19 protein-coding genes are annotated in these 23,367 nt (G+C 74.1%); 10 read left to right on the forward strand and 9 right to left on the reverse strand.

Annotated features, from left to right (window positions below; translation table 11 throughout):
• The first annotated feature begins 131 nt into the window (after window positions 1-131).
• The 5 genes from JOF54_RS02155 (at window position 132) to JOF54_RS21360 (ending at window position 5,692) form a co-directional block, all read left to right on the forward strand.
• Window positions 132-893, forward strand: coding sequence for a type 1 glutamine amidotransferase (locus JOF54_RS02155; RefSeq protein WP_210052578.1), 762 nt, complete (start codon window positions 132-134; stop codon window positions 891-893).
• A gap of 117 nt (window positions 894-1,010) precedes the next feature.
• Window positions 1,011-2,360 (forward strand): alkaline phosphatase family protein, encoded by a 1,350-nt coding sequence (locus JOF54_RS02160; RefSeq protein WP_210052580.1) that lies wholly within the window; start codon window positions 1,011-1,013, stop codon window positions 2,358-2,360.
• A gap of 12 nt (window positions 2,361-2,372) precedes the next feature.
• Entirely contained in the window at window positions 2,373-3,626 is a 1,254-nt protein-coding gene (locus JOF54_RS02165) for an MFS transporter (protein ID WP_210052582.1), read from the forward strand.
• On the forward strand, window positions 3,623-4,597 hold the full coding sequence (locus JOF54_RS02170) for a TolB-like translocation protein (RefSeq protein ID WP_210052584.1): 975 nt from the start codon (window positions 3,623-3,625) through the stop codon (window positions 4,595-4,597). The genes JOF54_RS02165 and JOF54_RS02170 overlap by 4 nt, the downstream gene beginning before the upstream one ends.
• Window positions 4,598-4,639: 42 nt before the next feature.
• A complete protein-coding gene (locus JOF54_RS21360) occupies window positions 4,640-5,692 on the forward strand; it encodes an FUSC family protein (RefSeq protein ID WP_210052586.1) in 1,053 nt (350 codons plus the stop codon).
• Between the two features lie 22 nt (window positions 5,693-5,714).
• Here the strand turns inward: JOF54_RS21360 and JOF54_RS02180 are convergent, their stop codons facing one another.
• Window positions 5,715-7,178 (reverse strand): YcaO-like family protein, encoded by a 1,464-nt coding sequence (locus tag JOF54_RS02180; protein ID WP_210052587.1) that lies wholly within the window; start codon window positions 7,176-7,178, stop codon window positions 5,715-5,717.
• Window positions 7,179-7,228: 50 nt separating this feature from the next.
• On the opposite strand from JOF54_RS02180, the gene JOF54_RS02185 reads away from it, so the two are divergent.
• The 4 genes from JOF54_RS02185 (at window position 7,229) to JOF54_RS02200 (ending at window position 10,864) form a co-directional block, all read left to right on the forward strand.
• A complete protein-coding gene (locus tag JOF54_RS02185; protein WP_210052589.1) occupies window positions 7,229-7,966 on the forward strand; it encodes a polysaccharide deacetylase family protein in 738 nt (245 codons plus the stop codon).
• Between the two features lie 202 nt (window positions 7,967-8,168).
• A complete protein-coding gene (locus tag JOF54_RS02190) occupies window positions 8,169-9,437 on the forward strand; it encodes a prolyl oligopeptidase family serine peptidase (RefSeq protein WP_210052592.1) in 1,269 nt (422 codons plus the stop codon).
• Between the two features lie 121 nt (window positions 9,438-9,558).
• Entirely contained in the window at window positions 9,559-9,924 is a 366-nt protein-coding gene (locus tag JOF54_RS02195) for a VOC family protein (RefSeq protein ID WP_210052594.1), read from the forward strand.
• Window positions 9,925-9,943: 19 nt separating this feature from the next.
• Window positions 9,944-10,864: an ROK family protein gene (locus JOF54_RS02200; RefSeq protein ID WP_210052596.1), complete on the forward strand. Its 921-nt coding sequence runs from the start codon at window positions 9,944-9,946 to the stop codon at window positions 10,862-10,864.
• On the opposite strand, the gene JOF54_RS02205 is transcribed toward JOF54_RS02200, so the two are convergent.
• Together JOF54_RS02205 and JOF54_RS02210 are read right to left on the reverse strand one after the other, a co-directional pair.
• Entirely contained in the window at window positions 10,852-12,630 is a 1,779-nt protein-coding gene (locus JOF54_RS02205) for a class I mannose-6-phosphate isomerase (protein WP_210052598.1), read from the reverse strand. The two genes, JOF54_RS02200 and JOF54_RS02205, sit on opposite strands and share 13 nt — an antisense overlap.
• A gap of 117 nt (window positions 12,631-12,747) precedes the next feature.
• Entirely contained in the window at window positions 12,748-13,797 is a 1,050-nt protein-coding gene (locus tag JOF54_RS02210; protein ID WP_307803738.1) for a LacI family DNA-binding transcriptional regulator, read from the reverse strand.
• Window positions 13,798-14,008: 211 nt separating this feature from the next.
• Between JOF54_RS02210 and JOF54_RS02215 the strand changes: the two genes are divergently transcribed.
• The gene (locus JOF54_RS02215; protein WP_210052600.1) at window positions 14,009-17,191 is read left to right on the forward strand and encodes a glycoside hydrolase family 38 N-terminal domain-containing protein; all 3,183 of its coding nucleotides are present in this window, start codon (window positions 14,009-14,011) and stop codon (window positions 17,189-17,191) included.
• Window positions 17,192-17,242: 51 nt separating this feature from the next.
• Here JOF54_RS02215 and JOF54_RS02220 read toward each other — a convergent pair whose 3' ends face one another.
• The 6 genes from JOF54_RS02220 to JOF54_RS02245 form a co-directional block, all read right to left on the reverse strand.
• Window positions 17,243-17,704 carry a PH domain-containing protein gene (locus JOF54_RS02220; RefSeq protein WP_210052603.1) on the reverse strand — a complete coding sequence of 154 codons (462 nt, stop codon included), beginning with the start codon at window positions 17,702-17,704 and terminating at the stop codon, window positions 17,243-17,245.
• A 119-nt stretch (window positions 17,705-17,823) separates the two neighbouring features.
• Window positions 17,824-18,756 (reverse strand): carbohydrate ABC transporter permease, encoded by a 933-nt coding sequence (locus JOF54_RS02225; RefSeq protein WP_210052604.1) that lies wholly within the window; start codon window positions 18,754-18,756, stop codon window positions 17,824-17,826.
• A complete protein-coding gene (locus tag JOF54_RS02230) occupies window positions 18,753-19,715 on the reverse strand; it encodes a carbohydrate ABC transporter permease (RefSeq protein ID WP_245357931.1) in 963 nt (320 codons plus the stop codon). The genes JOF54_RS02225 and JOF54_RS02230 overlap by 4 nt, the downstream gene beginning before the upstream one ends.
• Window positions 19,716-19,717: 2 nt before the next feature.
• Window positions 19,718-21,031 carry an extracellular solute-binding protein gene (locus tag JOF54_RS02235; RefSeq protein ID WP_307803740.1) on the reverse strand — a complete coding sequence of 438 codons (1,314 nt, stop codon included), beginning with the start codon at window positions 21,029-21,031 and terminating at the stop codon, window positions 19,718-19,720.
• 341 nt (window positions 21,032-21,372) lie between these two features.
• On the reverse strand, window positions 21,373-21,900 hold the full coding sequence (locus JOF54_RS02240) for a DUF1697 domain-containing protein (protein WP_210052608.1): 528 nt from the start codon (window positions 21,898-21,900) through the stop codon (window positions 21,373-21,375).
• 43 nt (window positions 21,901-21,943) lie between these two features.
• A complete protein-coding gene (locus JOF54_RS02245) occupies window positions 21,944-23,326 on the reverse strand; it encodes a nitrate/nitrite transporter (protein WP_245357933.1) in 1,383 nt (460 codons plus the stop codon).
• Window positions 23,327-23,367 lie beyond the last annotated feature (41 nt).

The following is a 23,367-nucleotide window of genomic DNA, read 5'->3' on the forward strand; positions in this document are numbered from 1 at the left end:
GCGTGCCCGGCGGGTCCGCCGACCGGCCTCCACCGGTGCCACCAGCATGCCCGGTGGCACCGACAGAAACTGGTGGGCGACGCCCGTCCCGCGACACCGCCCGACCCGGCCCGCCGACCTGGAGGAACCCCGTGAGCGACGCGCTCCTGCCGCCCACCGGCCCCCGCGTCGCCGTCGTCCAGCACACCGCCGTCTGCCCGCCCGGGCGCGTCGGGGACTGGCTCGTCGCGGAGGGCTGCCGGCTGGACCTCTACCGCGGGCACGCCGGGGACGGCCTGCCGTCCTCGCTCCAGGGCTACGACGGCCTCGTGGTGCTGGGCGGGGAGATGGGCGCCCACGACGACGCCGCGCACCCCTGGCTGCCGGGCACCCGGGACCTGCTGCGCGCGGCGGTCGAGGACGGCACCCCGGTGCTCGCGGTCTGCCTGGGGCTGCAGCTGCTGGCCGTCGCCTGCGGCGGGCGGGTCGAGCCGGCGCCGAGCGGACCCCAGCTCGGCGTCCGGCCGGTCGAGCACGAGCCCGCGGCGGCCGACGACCCGCTGCTGGGACCGGTGCCCGCCGGCGCCCCCGCGGTGCACTGGAACAACGACCTGGTCGTCGAGCCGCCGCCCGGGGCGGTCGTGCTGAGCCGGTCGGCCGGCACCGTCCAGGCGCTGCGGCTGGGCGCCCGCGCGTGGGGTGTCCAGTTCCACCCCGAGGTCGACGTGGCCACCCTGGGCCTGTGGGCCGACGCCGACGTCGCGGCCGGGCTGCTCGAGCCGGTCCGGGCCGCCGAGCGGCTGGCCGACGTCGCCGCCGCCGACGCCGCGCTCGTGCGCACCTGGTCTGCGGCGACCCGTCGCTTCGCCGCCGAGCTCCGCACCGCGGCCGGGCTCCGCCACGCCGCCGCCTGAACCTGGTGCGCCCGTCCGCGCCCGTCGCGACCCGCTTGGGAATTGTCGGCGGCACTCCGTAGGGTTCGCAGGACACCACACCTGGGGCCGGGGGGCCCACCCTCCTGGGGAGCCGGCATGACCTCTGCACACCACCCGCGCGCCCGCGCCCCGCGACGTCTGCTCGTGGCCGCCGCGCTGCTCGCCCTCGTCGCCGGCGGCCTCACCGCGGCCGGCGCCTCCGTCGACCCGGCCCCCGCCGTCGCCGCCACCACCGCGTCCGCCCTCGTGCCCCGGCCCGACCACGTCGTCGTCGTGGTGCTGGAGAACAAGAACCGGACCAGCGTCATCGGCAGCGCGAAGGCCCCCTACATCAACGCCCTGGCCGCCCGCGGCGCCAACCTGTCGCAGTCCTACGGCGTGACCCACCCCAGCCAGCCCAACTACGTCGCGCTGTTCTCGGGCAGCCAGCACGGCGTGACGACCAACGCCTGCCGCGACCTGGGGGCGAAGCCCAACCTCGGCAGCCAGCTCCGGGCGGACGGCCTCAGCTTCACCGGCTACGCCGAGTCCCTGCCCTCGGTCGGCTGGACCGGCTGCCGCAAGGGCGAGTACGAGCGCAAGCACAACCCGTGGGTCGACTTCTCCAACCTCCCGAAGAGCGTCAACCAGCCCTTCAGCGCCTTCCCCCGCGACTACACGGAGCTGCCGACGGTCAGCTTCGTGACCCCGAACATGTGCCACGACATGCACGACTGCTCGGTCGCCACCGGCGACGCGTGGCTGAAGAAGAACCTCGACGGCTACGCCCGCTGGGCCATGACCCACAACAGCCTGCTGGTGGTCACCTTCGACGAGAACGCCGGCGGCACGGTCAACCAGATCCCCACCCTCCTCGTCGGCCAGAAGGTGCGCCCCGGGCTCTACGCCGAGTGGACGGACCACTACACGCTGCTCCGGACGATCGAGGACGCCTACGGCCTGGCCCCCCTCGGCGCCGCCGCCCGGGCGACGCCGCTGCGGACCATCTGGACCTCCGCCCCGAAGCCCCGCACCGGGCTCAGCAACGCGGGCTTCGAGAGCAGGCTGTCGGCGTGGGCCACCTCGGGCAGGACGACCACCTCCACCAACAACGTGCACGGCGGCGACCGGTCGGGGCGGGCCGGGGCGCTCACCGCGACCCGCGGCGACTCGATCCTCAGCCAGACGTTCGTCGTGCCGGCGGGCAGGAGCCGGCTGACGCTGTGGTGGCAGGGCCGCTGCTCCGACACCGTCGGCAAGGCCTGGGCGACCGTCGTGGTCAAGCGCAACACCTCGGCGAAGAAGTCGACGCTGCTGCCGAAGACCTGCGTGCGCAAGGGCGCCTGGAAGAAGGTCGGCGTGGACGTCACCCCCGGGCACTCCTACACGCTGCAGCTGGTCAACCACGACGACGGGAAGTCCTCGACGCCCAACCGCACCTACTTCGACGACGTCACCCTCCGCTAGGCGCCGGCCCGGATGTACCTCGCCGACGTCACCCGCAGCGCCGGGCTGCGTGGCGGCTCGCTGCGCCGGGTCGCCACGGGCAACGTCCTCGCCCTCGGGGTCGTCAGCCTCCTCACCGACGTCTCGGCCGAGATGGTCACCGCCGTCCTGCCGGCCTACCTCGTGCTGGGCCTGCACCTGAGCATCGCGCAGTACGGCGCGCTGGACGGGCTCTACACGGGGGCCACCGCCCTCACCCGGCTGGTCGGCGGCTACCTCGCCGACCGCTTCCGCCGCCGCAAGGTCGTCGCCCTCGTCGGCTACGGGCTGTCCGCCGTCGCGAAGCTCGGGCTGCTGGGCGCGAACGGCGCCGTCGGCGTCGGGGCCGTCATCGCCGCGGACCGCACGGGCAAGGGCCTGCGGACCGCCCCGCGGGACGCCCTCATCGCCACCTCGGTGCCCGAGCGCGACCTCGGGCAGGCGTTCGGCGTGCACCGGGCCATGGACGCCGTCGGCGCCTTCCTCGGGCCCGTCGCCGCCCTGGGCCTGCTGGCCCTGGCCGGGACCACCGACTACTCCGTCGTCTTCGTCGGCAGCCTGTGCGCCGGCCTGCTGGGCCTGGTGGTGCTCACCCTGTTCGTCCGCGAGCCCGCCGCGGCGGCCGCGCTGGAGCCGGCCCCGGGCGCGGAGCCCGTGCTGAGCGCACCGGGACGGCTCCGGGCCCGCCGGCTGCTGCACGCGGGCGCCTTCCGCCGGCTCTGCGTGGTCGCCGCCCTGCTCGGCCTCGTCACCGTCGGCGACGGCTTCGTCTACCTGGTGCTGCAGGACCGCGACGACCTGCCGGTCCGGGTGTTCCCGCTGCTGGCGGTGGGCACCAGCCTGGCCTTCCTGGTGCTCGCCGTGCCGCTGGGCCGGCTGGCCGACCGGGTGGGGCGCTGGCCCGTGGTCGTCGGCGGCTACGCCTGCCTGCTCGGGGTGTACCTGCTGCTGAGCACCGACGCCGGCCCGCTGTGGCTGGTGCTCGCCCTCTACGGCGCCTACTACGCCGCGACCGACGGGGTCCTCTCCGCGCTGGCCGTGCCGCTGATCCCGGAGGCCCTGCGGACGACGGGCCTCGCCCTGCTGCAGACCGGCCAGGCGCTGGCCTACGTCGTGTCGTCGGTGGTCTTCGGGCTGCTGTGGCAGAACGCCGGCGTGGCGGCGGCCTGCCTGACCGCCGCGGCCGTGGCCGTGCTGCTGCTGCCCTGCTGCGCACTGCTGCTGCGCTCCCCCGGGCGGGTCCGGTGAGCACGCTGTCCACCCGGGGACGGGTCCTGGTCGCCGGGTCCTCCGCGCTGGTGCTGCTGGCCGCCGCGGTGCTGTGGGCCCTCACCCGCTCGGCCCCGGAGGTCGCGGTCGACCCCGCCGTCACGCTGACGACCCCGGGGGTCGTCGTCCGCGACACCACCACCGGCCGGCTGGCCGTCGTCCGGCCCGACGGCAGCCGGGGGCAGACCGCCGCCGGCTGCTCCCGGGTGCACGCCGCCGGCGGCCGCGCCGTCTGCCTGCGCCCCGACCCCGCCTCCCCGGCCACCTTCGTCCTGGACGTCCTGGGCGCCGACCTGGCGGTGCAGCGCACGCTGCCGGTGAACGGCGTGCCCACCCGCGCGCGGATCTCCGCCGACGGCCGGGTGGTGGCCTGGACGGTGTTCGTGTCCGGGGACTCCTACACCAGCTCGGGCTTCTCGACCCGGTCGGGGATCCTCGACCTCGAGACCGGCGTGCTGACCACCAGCCTCGAGGACTTCAGCCTCACCGACGACGAGGGCCGCGCGCGGAAGCCGCCGGTCGACGCGAACTTCTGGGGCGTCAGCTTCGCCGACGACGACAACACCTTCTACGCGACGATGGCCACCGGCTCGCACTTCTACCTCGTGCAGGGCGACTTCGCCGGCGAGACCGTCACCGTGCTGGCCGACGGCGTCGAGTGCCCCTCGCTGTCCCCCGACGGCACCCGGCTCGTCTACAAGCACCGGCTCCCCGACCTGACCTGGCGGCTCGAGGTCTACGACCTCGGCAGCGGCCGCCGCACCCCGCTGGCCGAGACCGCCGACGTCGACGACCAGGGCTCCTGGCTCGACGACGCCACGATCGCCTACGGCCGGCTCGACCCGGCCACCGGCGCCGTCGGGGTCTGGACCGTGCCCGCCGACGGCAGCGGCGCCCCGGCCCTGCTGGCCGCCGACGCCGAGTCGCCGTCGGGGCGGGTCGGCGGCTAGGCCCGGGCGGACCGGGCGATGGGTCCCGTCTAGCGTGGGACGGTGAGCGGCTGTCGGGCGGGAGCGGGACGGCTCGTCCGCGTCGCCCCGCACGCCGGCGCCCACCGGGTCGCCCTGCGGGCCGGGACGTCGGTCCTGGTGCCGCTGGTGGTGCTGCAGCTGCTGGACCGGCCCGAGTGGTCGATCTACGCCGCGTTCGGCGCCTTCACCAGCCTCTACGGCCGCAACCGCGTCCACCTGAGCCGGCTGCGGATGCAGCTGACGCTGGCCCTCGTGCTGGTCGCCGCGGTCACCGGCGGGGTCGTCGTCGGGACCAGCGACCAGCGGGCCTGGCTCACCGTCCCCTGCGCCGCCCTGCTGGCCGGCCTGGTCGCCCTGGTCTCCGACGCCCAGGACTGGCACCCTCCGGGACCCCTGTTCGTCGTCTTCGCCTTCGCCGCCTGCGCCGCCCTGCCCGCGACGACGGGCCAGGTCGGCACCGCCGCCGTCGTCGCGGGAGCCTCGGCGCTGTTCTCGGTCCTGGTCGGGACCGTCGGCTGGCGGGGGCGGGCCGCGCCCCCGCGGACGGACGCCGACCGGCGCCGGGTCCGGCACCTGCTCGCCGAGCGCGGGGTCCGGCTGCACCTGGTCCGCTACGTGGTCGCCGTGCTGGTGGCGGGCGGGCTGGCCACGGGGCTGGGCATCGGCCACCCCTACTGGGCGATGGTCTCGGCCGTGGTGCCGATGGCGGCGCGGGACCTCACCGGGCAGCTCGTCCGCGGCGCCCACCGGCTGCTGGGCACCGCTCTGGGGCTGGGCCTGGCCGCGCTGCTGCTGGCCCTGCCGCTGCGCGGGCTGGCGCTCGTCGCGGTGGTCGTGGCCCTGCAGGTCGGGGCCGAGCTCCTGGTGGGCCGCAACTACGGCTTGGCGCTGGTCTGCGTCACCCCGCTCGCCCTGCTGCTGGGCCAGCTGGCGGTCGCGCACCCGGCGGGCCCGCTGGTCCGCGACCGGGCCGTCGAGACCGTGGTGGGCGTGGCCGTCGCCCTGGCGCTGACGGTGCTGGTCCGCGAGCGGAGCGCCTACCCGCCCGTGCCGCCGTCGCCGGCCGCCGGCTGACCGGGACCGGGACGGGGTCGGCTCAGCCGGCGGGCAGGGTGACCGAGTGCCGGGTGGGCTCCCGGTACAGCGGGTACAGCGGGCCGACGACGCGGTCGGCGGCGGCGTAGGAGTACCAGACCGGACCGCCCAGGCGCTCCTCGGCCTCCGGCGTCAGCAGCACCCGGTCGTGGTGGCTGTCGCTGGGGCCGTCCTGGCGGCGCACCAGGTCGAGGTCGGTGGCCAGCAGCCGGGTGGCGTTGACCTCCCCCAGGCGCCCGTAGGACAGCGTCTCGACCTCCAGCCCCGGCACCAGCACCTTGGCCACCGTGACGTCGTCGACGGTGACCCGGTGGGCCAGGACGTCGTGGTCGGCCAGCTGCTCGAGCAGGTGGCCGAGCTGGGCGTCGGGCCCGTCGAGGGCCGGGGCGCCGGTGACGACGTCCTCGTAGCGGACCGTGCGGGAGCGGTCGGGAGCCGTCAGGGTGCGCAGGGCGTCCACGCCGAGGTCGCGCCAGGCCGTCATGGCCGCCGTTGCCCGGGCCTCGCCGCCGCCGGCGGAGGCCTCGACCGCCGCCCAGTAGGACGCGGGCGCCAGCGGCCGGGAGGCCTCCGGCGGGCCGAACATGAAGGCCTTGCGCGCCCGGGAGTTGGCGTACTCGAGGACGGCCTTGGTGAGGCTCGCCTCGGCCGACGGGTCGGCCGCCTCGCCGCACGCCGTCACCTGGATCGCCGCGCCCGGCGTGGGGTCGACGCCCATCACGTAGGTGGAGCAGACGCCCAGCTCGGTGCCGGCGTGCTTGAGGACCAGCTCGACCCCCGACGCCTCGAGCTCGGCCACCAGGGCGGCGACGGCGGGCGGCAGGCTGTCCTTGGCGATCTCGGGCGAGCGGGCGTCGAGCGCCCGGAAGCGCAGACCGTTGGTGTGCCGCTGGAGGATCTCGAGGAGCCCGTGGGCCACCGGCCGGGTGGCGTCCTGGCCGGCGCCGAGCCCGTTGGTCACGGGGGTGAGCAGCGGCGTCGTCCCGGCCGGCAGCTCGCCGGGCTCGCTGGCCACCAGCTCGACGGGCACCAGCACGTCCTCCCCCGTCCGGACCCGCTGCATCGGCAGCCAGGTCAGCGGGAGGTCCGGCGTCCAGGGGGAGCCGGCCGGCAGGCAGAGGGTGCGCGGGTCGGCGACCCGGTCGGCGCCCTCGGCGGCCAGCAGCTCGCGGTGGCTCCCGGTCCGGGCCCGCTCCCGCAGGCGCTGCACGCCGAGCGCGGACAGGACGCCCTCGGCCAGCTCGCCCAGACCGCCGCGCCGCGCGGTGGCGCTGGTGCGGCCGTAGCCGTTGCCGTGCGAGACCACCCGGCCGTCGGCGAGCAGCGAGCAGCTGGTGACGGGGACGCCCAGCCGGTCCAGACCGGACAGCTCGAGCTGCACCAGCTCGCCGAGGCGGCCGAGCGTGCTGGCGTAGGCGGTGGTCGCGGGGTCCGGGGCGGCGTCGCCGGGCTCAGGAGAAAGCACACCGTGACTGTAGGCGCACCCCGCGCGGGCGGCCGTGGTGGACTGTGGCCATGACCTCACCCTCGACCGCCGGCCTGTCGGCGGTGGTGCTCAACCACGACGAGCGGGGCATCGGGGTGCCGATGCTGCTGCACACCGACGCGTCGCTGGGCGCCGACCCCGCGCCGGACCTGTTCAGCACCGCCGGCTACCTGCGCCAGTCGGCGCTCGGGCTCCGGCTCTTCGACACCGGCGACCTGGGAGGTGAGGAGACCGGCGCGCACCTGCTGGCCCTCAACTTCCACGAGGTGCCGGCGGACTCGCGGCGCGAGGCCGGCGAGCGCGTGCGCCGGATGCTCGACCTCGGCGACCCCTACGACCCCGACGGCGACGGCACCGGGCCCCAGGTGGCCCTGGCCTTTTACGACGGCGACGCCGGCACCGCGCACTGGGCGGCCGAGCTCTGCACGGGCCTGGGGATCCGGGCCTGGTTCTACCCCGTGCGCTGGACCAGCCTGGAGGAGGGCCCGCGGGTCACCGACGAGGACCTGGCCCAGATCGCCACGGCCCACGAGCTGGGCTTCCACACCGCCACCCACCGCTCGGCCGTCGAGATCAGCCCGGGGACGGTGGCGTCGGAGGTGACCGAGGTGGTGGAGCGGCTGACCCGCGCCGCCGGCCGCCCGCCCCGGCTGGGCGCCTGGCGCGGCGGGGCGCGCTTCGACGCCACCGAGCTCGGCAACCAGGCCATCCGGGACCTCGGCGTCACCCACGTCGTCTCCAACTGGTCGGTGGAGCGGATCGTCTAGGCGCTCCCGACACCGCCCCGGCCGACACCGCGCCGGCAGCGGCCGTCGCCGTCGACGGGCCGCAGCCCGGGCGCGCCCCGGGGCCGACCTGGCCACTCAGGGGCGTCCACGTCCGGCGGTCCCGATCTTCCGCGCCGCACGCGCATTGTGGTAGACCTGGGCCCGCTCGAGCAGCCTCACCCCCCTGGACGAAGGAGTCCCCATGGCCGCACCCATCCGCCGCCGCACCCTGCTGGCCGGAGCCGGAGCCGGAGCTGTCGCCGCAGCCCTGCCCGCCGCCGACGCCCTGGCCGCCCGCCGGCCGCAGCGCGCGATCGGCTTCACCCTGAACGCCGAGGTCCTCGACGGCGGCGAGCAGGTCACCTCGCTGACCATCGCCACCAGCCGCCTCGGCCGCGTCGACCCCCGCAGCCTGACCACCGGCACCTTCACGGTGCGCGCGAAGGGCACCAGCCCCATCCCCGCGGGCGAGGCGACGCTGAACTTCGACGAGCCCCGCACCGTCACCGGTGCGCGGGTCGACCGCCGCGGCGACGTCGTCCTCGAGCTGGAGTCCGGCGTGGAAGCGGTCGGGGCCAGCACCCTCGGCTACTTCGCCTCCCGCGGCCGCAACGTCGTCCTCGACCTGGAGTACACGATCACCCAGGAGGAGCCGCTCGCGCTGCGCGGCCGCCGCGAGGTCACCATCCCCCGCTTCGTCCAGGGCCGGCTCTCCGACCCCGAGGTCGACGCCTTCCGCTACCGGACCTCCGCGTCCGGTCTCAAGTACCGGCTGTTCTCCCCCGAGCGTCGCGGCCGGGGCCACCACCGCGGGCGCGGGAAGCGGCCGCTCGTGGTCTGGCTGCACGGCGGCGGCGAGGGCGCGTCGCTGCCGGACGGCTACTACGACAACGAGACGACGCTGCGGGCCAACCGCGGCGCGCTGGGCTTCGCCACCGACGAGGCGCAGGAGATCTTCGGCGGGGCGTACGTCGTCGCCCCGCAGAGCACCTCGTTCTGGCTGGAGGACGGGGACCGCTTCGCCCCGCAGATCCGCCAGGTGATCGCCGAGGTCGTCAAGGCCGAGGACGTCGACCGCGACCGCATCTACGTCGCGGGCTGCAGCAACGGCGGCTACATGACGCTGAAGCTCGAGGTGGTCTACCCCGAGCTCTTCGCCGCCGCCGTGCCCATCTGCGGCGTCGTCGGCGCCTTCCGCGGCACCGACGAGCTGATCAGCGACGCGCAGCTGCGCGCCATCGACACGCCGTCCTGGCTGGTCGCGGCCAGGAACGACCAGACGATCGACCCGATCGCCAACACGGTCAAGGCGTCCGAGCTGATCCCCGGGGCGCTGCTGTCGCTCTACGAGGACGTCACGTGGGAGGGCGACGAGTACCCCGGCCACTGGTCCTGGATCTACGTCGCGCGCAACGACCCCCGCAAGAACGGCATCTCGATCTGGGAGTGGATGGCGCGCCAGCGCCGCTGACCCGCCGCCGTCCGACCTGCACCACGATGTTGCTGCGCTGTGCCGTGAGTTCACGGCACAGCGCAGCAGCGTCCCCGGGGCCGGCCGGTGAGTCCGGGACGGCGGGCTGGTCTGGAGGAGCATGACCACCACCACGAGACTGCTGAGCGTCGCCGTCCGCGTCGCCGACCAGGACCGGGCCATCGCGTTCTACGTCGACGTGCTCGGCTGCACCCTCCGCACGGACGTCGAGCTCTGGCCCGGCGGCCGCTGGGTGGAGGTGGTGCCGCCCGGCTCCCCCGTCGCGATCGTGCTGCTCACCGAGGCGGGCGGGATGCCGGTCGCGCCGCGGTTCGGCACGGCCGACGCCGAGGCCGCGCACGCCCGGCTGGTCGCGGCCGGCGTCGACGTCGGGGAGGTGCTGCGGATGGAGGTCGCGCCGCCGATGCTCAGCCTGCGCGACCCCGACGGCAACGCGCTGGTGCTGATCGAGGACCCGCCGGCCTGAGGGACGGCAGGATGGGTCCGTGCCCGCCGCCCCGACGCCCACGCCCGCCCCGACAGCGCCGGCGGCGGACCGCCCCGTGGGGGTGGTCGACGTCGGCGGCTCCCACGTGACCGCAGCGCTGGCGGTCGGCACGGGGCCGTTCCGGCTGCAGGACCGGCGGACGTCCGCGCTCGACCCCGCCGCGCCCCGCGAGGAGCTCCTCGACGCGCTCGCCGCCGCTGCGGCCCCGCTGGCGGCGTCCTCCTGGACGGTCGCCCTGCCCGGCCCCTTCGACTACGCCCGCGGTCGGGGCGACTTCGCCGACGTGGCCAAGTTCGCCTCGCTGGCCGGGGTCGACCTGCGGGCCGCGCTCGCCGGCCGCCTCGGGGTGGCCGGTGCGGAGGTGCGCTTCGTCAACGACGCGGTCGCCTACGGCCTCGGCGAGTGGTCGGACCGGGGGGCGCCCGCCGGCCGCTTCGTCTGCCTCACCCTGGGCACCGGGGTGGGCTCGGCCTGGCTGGCCGACGGCGAGCCCGTCGAGGACGGGCCCGACGTGCCCCCGCACGGCTGGGCCCACCTGCTCACCGTCGACGGCGGACCGCTGGAGGACACCGTCTCGACCCGCGCCCTGGTGGCCGCCCACCGGCGGCGGACCGGCGTCAGCACCGACGTCCGGGGCATCGCCGAGGCGGTCCGCGCCGGCGACGCGGACGCCCGGGCCACGTGGGACCCGACGTTCCACGCGCTCGGCCGCGCGGTAGGGCCGTCGCTGCAGCGCTTCGGGACCACCCGGCTGGTGGTCGGCGGCGCGATCGCCCGCTCGTTCGACCTGCTCGAGGGGCCCCTGGCCGCCGGCATCGCCGACAGCGGCGCTGAGGTCCCGCCGCTGTCGGCCGCCACCCTGCAGGAGGACGCCCCGCTGGTGGGCGCGGCCGTCTGGCGGGCCCGTCAGGACGGCTGAGCGGTCCCGCGCACCGAGGCCTTGACGGTGGCCAGCCGCTGGCCGACGCCCGCCCCGTGCGGCCGGACGACGTAGCGGCCGACGGCGGCCGGCACGATGAAGGTCTCCGCGAAGTGCACGACGAAGGGCGCGAACGCGTCGTCCGGGCTCTCCACGACGGCCTCGGCCCCCTGCACGAGGTTCAGCACGTTGACCGTCCCCTCGGTGTCGTGGGGCACCGGCCCGTCGAACCAGTGCCGACGGACCTCGATGAACTCCAGCGCGTGCAGGCCGGTCCGCTCCTCCACCCAGCCCTCCCCCTCGGCGACCTGCTGCACCTGCCCGACGAGGTTCTCCCGCGTCCAGGCGCTGTCGCGGTCCCACTGGACGTTGCGGAGCGCGTGGTCGAGGTGGATCGGCCGCGGCTTGCCGTCCAGGCCCACCCGCCCCCAGTCCCACATCTTGAAGGTGAAGAGGTAGGGCGTCGCCGAGATCTCCAGCACCATGGCGTCCGCCCCCGAGCAGTGGACGGTGCCGGCGGGGATGCTGAAGTGGTCGTGGCGCCGGGCCGGGTAGGTGCCGACGAAGCGCTCGGCGTCGAAGGGCGTGCCGCCCTCGGCGGCCGTCCGCAGCGCCGCCGCCATCTCCTCGGGGTCGGTGCCCTCGCGCAGCCCGAGGTAGACCACGGCGTCCTCGCCGGCGTCGAGCAGGTAGTAGCTCTCGTCCTGGGTGTAGGGCTGGCCGAAGGTCTGGAAGGCGTAGTCGGTGAGCGGGTGCACCTGCAGCGAGAGGTTCTGGCCGTCGACGGTGTCCAGGAAGTCGAAGCGGATGGGGAACTCCGCGCCGAAGCGCGCGTAGGTCCGCTCGCCCAGCAGCGCGCGGGGCTGGGCGAGGACGACGTCGAGGGCCGGCAGCTCGACGGTGTGCTCGCCGACCTGCAGCAGCAGGCTGTTCTCCTCGGGCACGCAGTCGAAGCACCAGGCGTAGTTGGGCGCCTCGGCCAGGCCGAACGCCTCCCGCATCCACTGGCCGCCCCAGACGCCGGGGTCGAAGAAGGGCACGACGCGGAAGGGCTGCCGCACCGCGAGCTCCAGGCCGGTGCGGAACGTGGCGCCGTCGACCAGCTTGGCCGCCGCCACCGGGCCGTTGAGGTCGAGCACGTGGTCGACGCGGTCCAGCAGGGTGCGCTTGTGCCGGTCCGCCACCCGCCACTCGAGGAAGTAGCCGCGCTTGACCTTGCGCAGCGCGTCGTCGTCGGCGTCGGCGGCCCGCCAGCTGGGTGCGCCCGCGCGCTGCCGCTGCTGGATCTCCCAGCGGGCGAGGTCGGCCAGCACCAGCACGTCGAAGTCCACGGGGACCAGCGCGGCCCCCCAGCCGACGACGACGACGGGTCCGGGCCGCTCCACCACCTCGCGGGCCAGCGCGGCCAGCCGCTCGGGGTGGTAGAAGTCCGCCAGCACGTGGTGGCTCAGCACCCCGAAGACGCGGTCGTCGGTGAGGCCCGGGCGGACCAGCGCCTCGAGCTCCTCCGGCGCGAGGGCGGCCGCCTCCTCGACGTCCAGGACGGTCGCCTCCGGCAGCACGGCACGGAGCCGCTCGAGCACCCCGGGCAGGTCGCAGCCCGGGTAGGTGTCGACGGCCATCGTCCGGCCCGGGCCGCGCACCGCGTCCGCCAGCCGCTGCCACGCCTCGTCGCCCAGCCAGGCGTGGTGCCCGGGCGGCAGGACGATCGTCGGTGCGGTGTCGTAGGCGCCCGGGACGGACTCGGCGGGCAGGGGGTGGGGCATCGGCGCCTCTCGGTCGGGGTGGGGCGCGCGGCCCGGCGTCGGGCTCGGGCCACCGCCCCGGCGGCCTGGGTTGGTAACGTTATCAGCCACGAGCGGGGCCAGCACTCCATCGTCGCCTCAGCGGTCGCGCAGGTGCTCGCGGAGGACGACGGGGAGCTCGACCAGGCGGGCGGGCGCGCGGGGCACGGTCCCCTCCAGCCGCTCGAAGAGCAGCCCGGCCGCCCGGGCACCGAGCTCGCGGGCGTCGTGGTCGACGACCGAGAGGGCGACCGGGGACAGGTCGGCCAGCTCGAAGGAGTCGAAGCCGAACAGCCGGACCGGTGGACCACCCGTGGCCGCCCGGGCGGCGATCGCCCGGATGGCCCCCACGGTGTTGCGGTTGTTGGCGCTGAAGACCGCGGTGGGCGGGTCGTCGAGCTCCAGCAGCGCGGTCAGCGCCTGCTGGGCCGACGCGGCGTCCTGCTGGCCCACCCGCACCAGCTCGTCGACCACCGGGACCCCGGCCTGCGCGTGGGCCAGCCGGAAGCCCTCGAGCCGGCGCTGACCGGTGAAGGCCGAGAGCCGGTGGCCGAGGAAGGCGACCCGCCGGTGGCCCTCGGCCAGCAGGGTGGCGGTCGCCTCGCGGGCACCGCGCACGTCGTCCACCAGCACCGTGTCGACGTCGACGCCCGGCACCGCCCGGGAGGCCAGCACCAGCGGCACCCCGCCCAGGGCCGCGGGCTGCAGGTGGTCGGCGTCCGGCCCGCCGGAGGGCACGACGACGAGGCCCTCCACCCGGCGGCCGAGGAAGTCGGCCACCAGCTGGCGCTCCAGCGCCGGGTCCTCGTTGGAGTTGCCGACGAGGATCCGCCGGCCGTGCCGGGCCGCCACCTCCTCCAGCCCGCGCTGCAGCTCGGCGTAGTAGGGGTTGGCGATGTTGGTGATCGTCACCCCGACCAGCCCCGAGCGGTGCCCCGGTCGCAGGCTCCGCGCGTTCTCGTTGCGGTGGTAGTCCAGCTTGGCGACCGCCGCCTCGACGCGCGCGCGCAGCTCCGGGCGGACGTGCGCCGCCCCCGACAGCACGCGCGAGACCGTCATCGGGCTCACGCCGGCCTCGACGGCGACGTCCTGCACGGTCGGCGCGGCCGGTCGCCGCCGCCGTCCCGGTCTTGCCGCCGTCTGGTCCACCAGGGCACGGTACTGCGCCCGCCGCGCCGCCCGCGCGGAGCCTGTTGTGACGTCCGGACGTGCGTGCTAGCGTCCGGTTGGTAACGATAACAACTCGGCCCGTGCCGTCCTGGTGACCAGGGCGGCCGTCGACCCGGTCCCGCCCCGCCGGGATGCAGACCCCGTTCCCCCGCCCCGGACCGTCACCCTCCCGTCCACCAGAGAGCGACCCATGACGTCACACGTCCTGCCCGACGAGCCCGGCCCGGTCTGGGACTCGACCTTCGCCACCACCGACGACTTCCTGGTGCCCAGCCCGGTCTGGGACGCCTCGCTGCAGCGCGGCAAGATCGTCGAGCACGCCTGCGACGCCGTCGTCGCCAGCGGCAGCACCCGGCTCGGCCTCATCGCCGAGCCCCTGGTGGCCGCGGACGGCGACGGGACGGTGCAGTCGCTCCGGCTGCAGCGGCTGCCCGGCACCGGCGGGGCGGCGACCGGCTGGCGCGCCGCGGAGCCGCTCGACCCCGCGCAGGTCCGGGTGGAGCTGGGCGGGGTCGACGTCACGCCCCGGACCGAGCCGGTGGGCCCGGCGGGCCTGCGTCTGCTCGTCCCCGAGGTCACCGCCCCCACCCCGGTCCGGGTCACCTGCGGCACGGGCGAGGACGCCGTCGTCCTCGCCACCACGCTGCAGCCGCCCCGGCACTACGACGTGCACGTGGTGCAGCACAGCCACCTCGACATCGGCTACACCGACCGCCAGCACGTCGTCCGGGCCCAGCACCTCGGCTACCTCGACGACGTGCTCCGGCTGGTCCGCGACACCGACGGGCTGAGCGAGCCGGCCCGCTTCCGCTGGAACGAGGAGGCGCTGTTCAGCGTCGAGGACTGGTTCGCCAACCGGCCCGAGACCAAGCGGCGCGAGTTCCTCCAGCGCGTCGCCGAGGGCCGGATCTCCCTGTCGGCCCTGCCCTTCAACCTGCACAGCGAGATGTGCAGCACCGACGAGCTGCACGAGCTGCTCCGGCCGGCGCTGGGCCTGCGGCAGCGCTACGGCGTGCCCTTCCGCTCGGCGATGCAGACCGACGTCCCCGGCCACGTCGTCGGGCTGCCGGACGCGCTCGCCCAGAACGGCGTCCGCTACCTCAGCGTCGCCCACAACTGGGCCGGCCGCTCCCACCCCGACGGCCACGGCCAGATGGCCATGCCCCGGCTCTTCCGCTGGCGCGGGCCCGAGGGCGGGGAGGTCGTCGTCTGGCGCACCGACACCCCGCACGGCCTCGCCTACATGGAGGGCCCGATGGTGGGCCTGCACGAGAACTACGCCGTCACCTCCGACGTCTTCGGCGCCTACCTCGCCTCGCTGGGCACCCGGCCCTACCCGCTGCCCGTCGGCAGCATCTTCGGCTGGCTGGACGGCGGCACCGACGTCGAGGAGCGCCCGCCGTTCGCCTGGGACGTCCTGCACATCCGCACCCACGGCCGCTGGAGCGACAACGCCGGTCCCAGCCGGGCCGTCAGCGACATCGTCGAGGAGTGGAACAGCCGCTGGCTGTGGCCGCGCCTGCGCGTCTCCACCAACGAGGCCTTCTTCGACGACGCCGTCGAGCGGCTGGGCGACGTCATCCCCACCCACACCGGCGACTGGAACGACTGGTGGGCCCACGGCGTCGGCTCGGCCACCGCCCCCGTCGGCCTGGCCCGGCAGGCGCAGAACGACCTGGCCGACGCCCAGACGCTGGGGGCGGCCGCCCGGCTGCTGGACCCGGCCACACCGGCGGCGCCCGTCGTCGACCCCGACCCGGGCTACCGCGAGCTGGCCCTGTGGGACGAGCACACGTGGGGGGCGTCGAACTCCTGGGAGCACGCCGACCACGGGTCCTCGGCCGGTGAGCACCAGTGGGCCTGGAAGGTCGCGCGCGCCTACGCCGCGGTCGACGCCTCCGACCGGGCGCTGCAGCTCTCCCGGCAGGCGCTGGCCGCCGCGCTGCCCCGGCACCGCGACGCGCTGGTGTCGGCCTACGCGTTCAACGTCACCGGGTCCGCCCGCACCGACGAGCTCGAGCTGTTCCTGCCCGCCGGCCTGGTCCCGCTGACCCGGCCGGTGGCGGTGGTCGACGCCCGGACGGGCGAGGTCCTCCCCCACACCGAGCGGCCCGAGGAGGCCGGCAGCCGGGCGCTGGGCCGCTACCTGACCTGCCGCGTCGCCGACGTGCCGCCGGTCGGCCACGTCCGTCTCGACCTGCGCCCGGCCGACGCCCCGCCGGCCCCGGCGGTGCCCCTGGCCGACCCCACCCGGCTGGAGAACGAGCACCTCGCGGTGACCGTCGACCTCGCCACCGGCACGCTGTCCTCCGTGGTCGACCGGGCCACCGGCCGCGAGCTCGTCGAGACGCGGAGCCCGTTCGGGTTCAACCACTACGTCTACGACCGCTACTCCACCGTCGGCCGCTCCAACCACAACTCCTCCAAGTTCGCCGACGCCGGCAACCTCGCGCTGATCAGCAGCCGCGACGTGGCCGGGCCCGCCGCGGTGGTCTCGGCGACGTCGGACCCCCGGGGGCAGCAGGTCACCCTGCGCCAGCAGGTGGTGGGAGCGGAGTGGCTGGAGGTCACCTACCGGCTGCCGGCCGGCGTCGCGCACCTGGAGATCACCGACCGGCTGGCCAAGGGCAGCACCTGGGACAAGGAGAGCGCCTTCTTCGCCTTCCCCTTCGCACTGGAGCAGCCGACCGTGCTCGAGGAGTCCGCCGGCGGGCTGACCGGGCCCGCGGTCGGCCAGGTGCCCGGCGGGGCGGAGTACATGCGGGCGATCCGGCACTTCGTCAGCCTGCAGGACGCGGCCGGCTCCGTCGGCTGGGCGACGGCCGAGGTCCCCCTGGTCGAGGTCGGCAATCTCGCGCTGCCCTACGTGCCCTTCCCCGCGACGCTGCCGCGCACCGAGCCGGGGACGCTGTTCTCCTGGGTGCACAACAACATCTGGGACACCAACTTCCCCGTGCAGCAGAGCTTCGAGACCGACCTGCACTACCGGGTCGCCGCCGGGACGGGTGACGGCCCGGCGCTGGCGGCTGCGACGGCCGCCTCGCTGGTCCAGCCCCTGCGGGCCGTCCTGGCCGAGGCCCCCGGCGACGAGCCGCCGGCGGAGGGGTCGCTGCTCGGCTTCTCCGACCCGCGGGTCCAGCTCGTCGGGCTCCAGCACCAGGCCGACGACCGGCTGCTGCTCCGGCTGCGCTCCAACGCCCCCGAGGGGCTGACGACGCAGGTCCGGCTGCCCGCCGACGTCACCGCGGCGAGCCTCGCCAGCTACCTCGGCGAGCCGGGCGAGGAGCTGCCGGTCGTCGACGGCCGGGTCGCCGTGACGTTCGCGGGCTCCGGCGCCCGGGCGGTGCTGCTCACCCTCGCCCCGCGGGGCTGAGGACCGAGGTCGCACGGGCGGGGGCACGGCCCCCGCCCGTCGTGGCGTCCCTCAGGTGCGCGCACCCAGCTGCGCCGCGATGGCGCGCTCGACGTCCTGGGCCGCCTCGTGGGCGGGCCGGGTGCGGTCGACGGCGAGCGCGGCCAGCCGCCGCCCTCCCTCACCAGTGACGCTGAGGGTGAAGTCGCGGTAGTCGACGGCGCGGACCTCGGACCACGGCAGCACCGTCCGCTGCCGCCCGTTGACGACGGTGAGGGCGTCCGCTCCGACGTGGGCGATCCAGCGCAGCCGGCGGTGCCGGACCAGCGCGGACGCGGCGAAGCCGAGACCGGTCAGCATCAGGACCACGCCCAGGACGACGAAGAAGGTCGGCAGCCGGGCGAGCGCCCAGGCGAACAGCTGGCAGGCGCCGGCGATCGACGCGAGCGAGGCGACGAGGAGCTCGCGGGTGGGTGGTTCGACGGGCAGCCGGTGACGGGACGGGGCCCGTCCGTCCGGCTCGGGGTGGGACAACGGTCCTCCTGGCTCGGCGGCGAGGGGCCCATCGTCCCACGACGGGTCCCGGACGCCGTCCAGCGCCGGCGGAGAGGCTCCACCGGCGCTGGACGGGACGTGCGTGCGGTCGGCGACCGTCAGGTCTTGGACCCCGAGAGCGCGATGCCCTCGACGATCTGCTTCTGGGCGATGATGAAGATGATCAGCATAGGGAGCGCGGCCATCGTCGTGGCGGCCATCAGGCTCGTCCAGTCCGAGGAGTAGGCCCCCTTGAAGTAGTTCACCACCATCGGGATGGTGAACTTGTCCTCGCTGTTCAGGAAGATCAGCGGCCGGAAGAAGTCGTTCCACTGCCCGAGGAAGACGAAGATGCCCAGGGCGGTCATCGGCGTCTTGAGCAGCGGCAGGATCACGGTGGTGAAGGTCCGGATGCGTCCGGCCCCGTCGATGGCCGCGGCCTCCTCCAGCTCGATCGGGATGCCCCGCACGTACTGGCGCATGAGGAACACGCCGAACGCGTTGAACAGGCCGGCCGGGACGATCAGCGCCAGGTGGGTGTCGATCCACTGGAGCTTCCCGAGGATGATGTACAGCGGGATGATCGTCAGCTGGAACGGCACCATCATCGTCGCCAGGAACACCCCGAAGAGGGCGTTGCTGCCGGTGAACCTGATCCGCGCGAAGGCGTAGGCCGCCATCGAGCAGGTGAGCAGGGTGATGATCGTGACCGACGCCGAGATGTAGAAGCTGTTGAAGTAGGCGGTGGCGAAGGGCGCGCCCTCCCAGGCGGTGCGGAACCCGTCGATCGTCCACGCCTTCGGCAGCAGCACCGGCGGCCGCAGGAAGATCTCGTCCAGCGGCTTGAAGGCGGAGAAGACCATCCACATGAACGGGATGAACATCAGGACCGCGAAGACGATCAGCAGGATGTGCAGGGGGATCTTGCTCGGCCGGAAGCCGCGCCCGCCGCTGTCGCTCGGGCCCCCCTTCGACGTCCTCGACGCCTTGTGCTCGGCGGCCTCAGTCTCCTGGACCGCGTCGATGGCTAGCTCGGCTCGTGTGGTGGTCATTCTGTGTAGTGCACCCATCTCTTCTGCGCGAGCAGCTGGAGGCCGGTCACGATCAGGAGGACGATGAAGAGGTAGATCGCGATCGCCGAGGCGAACCCGAACCTGAACTCGCGGAAAGCGATGTTGACGATCTCGTACACGATGGTGCGGGCGTTCGAGGGCGCCGTGGTGTCGTAGAAGAAGAAGATGTAGTCGAAGACCTGGAACGAGCCGATGATCGAGGTGATCGACAGGAACAGGATCGTCGGCGACAGCAGCGGCAGGGTGATCTTGCGCAGCTTCTGGAACTCGCTCGCCCCGTCGATGTCCGCGGCCTCGAGCAGCGCCTTCGGCACGCTCTCCAGCCCCGCCATGTACATGACGATCATGTAGCCCAGCGCCTGCCACACGGAGACGAAGGCGATGGCCGGGATGGCCGTCCTCGTGTCCTGCAGCCAGTCCGGGGTCGGCAGGCCGATCTTGGCCAGGAACGTGTTGAGAGGGCTGATCTCGGGGTTGAGCAGCCACAGCCAGATGGCGGCGACCGCGATGCTCGACGTCACCTGCGGGGCGAAGAAGAACACCCGGTAGACCGACTTGACGCGGCCGGCCTTCTGCAGCAGGAACGCGAACAGGAAGCCGGTGATCATGAGCCCCGGGAGCTGCAGCACCGTGAACCAGGCCGTGTTGATCCACGACTGGCGCAGCTGCGGGTCCTTCAGCACCCCGATGAAGTTGTCGAAGCCGACGAACGTCCGGGAGCCGAAGCCGTCCCAGCTGGAGAAGCCCAGGATGATCGCGAAGACGAGCGGGCCGAGCATGAAGGCGATCAGCCCGACCAGCTGCGGCGAGAGGAACGCCAGCGCCCACAGGTTGTCGGCGCGACGCTTCTTCCTCATGTTGGGGGACACCCGCTGGAGCTCGGCCGGCGTACCGGCCGAGCTCCGCGCGCCCGTGGAGCTTTCCACAGTGGTGGCCATGGTTAGCCCTCGTTGATGAAGGCGCAGATCTTCGTCGCGAAGGTCTTGGCGTCGGCGCCGGACTTGATCACCTTGTCGATCTCGGCGTTGATGTTGCTGGCGACCGAGGCCTTGGTGGCGATGCCCTGCGGGATGGCGTAGCCGGTCTTGGCGACCTCGTTCCAGTACGACGCGTGCTCGGGCAGGCCGCCCTCGGTGACGACGTCCTCGGCACCCGGGATCGAGGGCACCGCGTTGCCGCCGCCGGACAGACGGGCCTTCTGGCCCTCCGGGCTGACGTAGCGCGTGGCGAACCACTGCGCGGCCTCGGGGTCCTTGGCCTTGGAGTTGACGCCCATGGCCGCGACCGGGATGTTGACCGGCGCGAAGCTCTTGCCGTCCTCCGACGGGTAGGGCGCGATGTCGTAGGCGAACTTCAGCTTCTTCAGGTTCGGCAGGATCCAGCGACCCATCTGCACGCTGGCGAGCTGCTGGGCGTAGAAGAGCGCGTCGACGCCCTGGCCCTTGGGCAGCGAGCCGCCGTAGCTGATGGTGTCGTCCTTCATGTGCTGGAAGAGCCACTCCATCGTCTCCATCGACTTGGCGTCGGTGTCGAAGACGGCCTTGTTGCTCTCGTCGAAGGTCGTGCCGCCGAAGGTGGTCAGCCAGGACAGGATGGCCGCCCAGCCGCCCTCGAGGACCAGGCCGCGCTTGCCGCTGGCCTTGATCGCGGTGAGGAACTCGTCGAGGGCGTCCCGGTTCCAGGTGCCGGCCTCGAACTTCTGCTGCGGGTTCTCGGTGATGCCCGCCGCGGCGACCATGTCCTTGTTGAACCAGAACACCAGCGGGTTGCAGTCGACCGGCAGGCCGTAGATGCCCTCGCCGGTGGGCGTCTTGCACCAGGGCAGCAGGCCGGGGTAGAAGGCGTCGATCTTGACGGGCGAGTCGGCGGTGCCGGCGAACTCGGTGAGGTCGATGAGGTTCTTCGACTCGATGAGCTTCGCCATGCCCTCGGTGCTGATGTAGAAGGCGTCCGGGGCGCTGCCGCCGGCGAGCTGGGTGAGCAGCTTGGCGTTGTAGTCGCCGGTGACGATCTGGTACGTCACCTTGGTCTCGTTCGCCGCGGTGTAGTCCTTCGACACCTCGCGGAAGCGCTCGGCCTCACCGGGGTTGGCCCAGGAGGCCCACGTGACAGCGCCGCCCTTGCCGGTGGCCGCGTCGCCCTGGTCGCCGCCGGTCCCACCGCCGGGACCGCCGCTGCTGCCGCCTCCGCAGGCCGCGAGCACGGAGCCCGAGCTGGCGAGGCCGATACCGAGAAGAGAGCTCTTGGTCAGCACCGATCGACGTGATATCGTCCGGCCAAGTGCATCTTTCGCGTCGGTCATCCATTCTCCTTTGAATAGTTACTACGGGACCGGAACGGCCGAGGACGGCCATCCGGTGGGGTGATCTTGTACCGCGGCCAACAGGTTGTCAACGATGGTCTGGTGCGCCTGCCCCCCGGTCAAAAGTCGCCGATCCCGAGGCCTCCGAGCGCTGAGCCGGTCCGGGCCTCTGACGGCACCACGGACGATCCCCTCGCTGTCGACGCCGGTGTCCACTTCTTCTGACCGGTAACGTTACCAGGCCGGGCCCCGCGCGGGCGGTCGTTCGAGGAGTTCCACCGGGCGGGTCGCCCTCAGCCCCGGGCGAGCCCCACCAGCTTCGTGACCGTCCGCAGGTTGCGCACCGTCGCTGGCACCCCCAGCTTCCCGGCGAACGCGAGGGCCAGCCGGCTGTCGGCCTGGCCGTGGCCGTAGTGCACGTGGACGTCGAGCCCGTCCACGACGACGGGCTCGTCCTCGGCGGCCACCGCGGCCAGCCGCTCGGCGAGGTCGGCGGGCGCGGGCCCGGCGAGGAACGCGATCGCCACCCGGCTCGGGTCCTCCTCGGGGAACGGGCAGGCCGCCAGCGCCGCTGCGAGCTCGGCCGTGGTGCGCACCACGACGTCCGCGTGCAGCCCGAAGTCCTGCTCGATCCCCTGCTCCAGCCGCCGGCGCAGGGTCACGGCGTCCTCGTCGGTGGTGAGCAGCAGGTTGCCGCTGTTGATGTGGGTGGCGACGTCGGCGTAGCCGAGCCGGGTGGCGAGCTCGCGCAGCGCGGGCATCGCCACCCGCTTGGCCGTGCCGACGTTGATCCCCCGCAGCAGGGCGACGTGGGTGGTCACGGGCTCATCCTGCCCGAGGTGGGCCGCCGCCGCGGGCGCGCGCTCAGACCAGCTGGAGCCGGCCCGCGCGCGGGCGGAGGAAGACCGCCCAGGTGACGACGAAGCAGAGCGCGTAGAAGGCGATGAAGGCGATGTAGGCGCCGTCCCCGTTCTGCAGCGTGAGGAACGACTGGCGGAAGGCCAGGTTCACCAGCACCCCGCCGAAGGCGCCGATCGCCCCGGCCAGGCCGATCAGGGCGCCCGAGCGCTTGGTGGCGAGCCGGGCGGCCAGCCCGCCGTCCTCCCCCGCGTTCTCGCTCGACAGCAGGGCCTTGGCCGTGAAGATCGCCGGGATCATCTTGTAGACCGAGCCGTTGCCGACGCCGCTGAACACGAAGAGCATCACGAAGCCCACGAGGAACAGGGGCAGCGAGCCGCGCTGGGAGGCCACCAGCACGATGGCCGCGCCGGCGGCCATGGCCACGAAGTTCCAGAAGGTGACCACCGACCCTTTGTACCGGTCGGCCAGCGCGCCGCCCACGGGCCGGATGAGCGAGCCGAGCAGCGGTCCGAGGAAGGTCAGCGCCGCCGCCTTGACCGGCACCGGGAACTGCTCCGGGAACTGCACGAGCAGCACCTGGCCGAAGGCGAAGCCGAAGCCGATGAACGAGCCGAAGGTGCCGATGTAGAGCAGCGAGATGACCCAGGTCTCGCGATGCCGGGTGACCTCGCGGATCGCGCCCTTGGCGTTGCTGTTCTGGGTGAGGTTGTCCATCGTCAGGTACGCCCCGAGGGCGGCCAGCACGATGAGGGGCAAGTAGATCGCGACCAGCGCGCGCGGGTGGGTGGCGCCGAGGGTGGCCAGCACCAGCAGGCCGACCAGCTGCACGACCGGGACGCCGAGGTTGCCGCCGCCGGCGTTCACGCCCAGCGCCCAGCCCTTGAGGCGCAGCGGGTAGTAGGCGTTGATGTTGGTCATCGAGGAGGCGAAGTTGCCGCCGCCGACACCGGCGAACAGCGAGATCACCAGCAGGGTGGTGAAGGAGACGCCCGGCTCGAGGAACACCGCGATCAGCGCGCACGGCACGAGCAGCAGCAGGGCCGACACGATCGTCCAGTTGCGACCGCCGAAGGTGCCGACGGCGAAGGTGTAGGGGATCCGCAGCACGGCCCCCACCAGCGTCGGCAGGGCCGTCAGCAGGAACTTCTGGGCCGGGTCGAAGCCGTAGGCCGGGCCGAGGAACAGCACGAGCACCGACCAGAGGCTCCAGACCGAGAAGCCGATGTGCTCGCTCAGCACGGAGAACACGAGGTTGCGGCGGGCGACCACCCGTCCGGTGGTGTTCCAGAACGCGGGGTCCTCGGGCCGCCAGTCGTCGATCCAGCGTCCCCCGATCCTGCGGTGGGTGCCGTCCAGCGTCGGGTCGGCGGTCTTCAGCGTGGTCATGGTCGGCTCCTGGTGGGGTCGGCGGTGGGGCGGGGGCGGGG

The organism is Microlunatus capsulatus (genome assembly GCF_017876495.1).
Classification (GTDB): domain Bacteria; phylum Actinomycetota; class Actinomycetes; order Propionibacteriales; family Propionibacteriaceae; genus Microlunatus; species Microlunatus capsulatus.